At 28.6% G+C, this 469-nt stretch carries 1 protein-coding gene; it reads left to right on the forward strand.

Features of this window, described 5'->3' with window-relative positions; translation table 11 throughout:
- Positions 1–225 (forward strand): GNAT family N-acetyltransferase (locus HMPREF2953_RS10685; protein WP_141754120.1); only part of this gene is annotated, 225 nt, incomplete at its 5' end.
- Positions 226–469 lie beyond the last annotated feature (244 nt).

The following is a 469-nucleotide window of genomic DNA, read 5'->3' on the forward strand; positions in this document are numbered from 1 at the left end:
GGTTATGCAAAATTCGCATTCGAAAAAGCGATAATTTATGCATTCGATATTTTAAACATGCACAAGATTTATCTATATGTTGATGCAGATAACAAAAAAGCAATTCATATATACGAGTCACAAGGATTTAAAACTGAAGGATTACTCAAAGAGCAATTCTACACTAAAGGTAAATATAAAGATGCCTATTTTATGTCATTATTGAAATCTGAATATATTTTGTAGCATAAAAAATAACTCATATATTCACTTAGGTGGGTTCAAACCTAAATTACTTCTAATAAAATTAAAATGAGTTTCACTCGAATGTCCGTAAGAGGAATAAACAAAGCCAAAAGAGAACTAGGATTTGTGCTAATGGCACTTATTATAAGAAAAGTAACAGCTCAACCAGCTAAAAATTTATAAAAAAGACAATTTCTATATTAATTCAACGGCACTGAACCCTTAAAATGGGAACTTAATAAAA

It is taken from the genome of Staphylococcus sp. HMSC072E01, assembly GCF_001814125.1.
GTDB classification, from domain to species: domain Bacteria; phylum Bacillota; class Bacilli; order Staphylococcales; family Staphylococcaceae; genus Staphylococcus; species Staphylococcus hominis.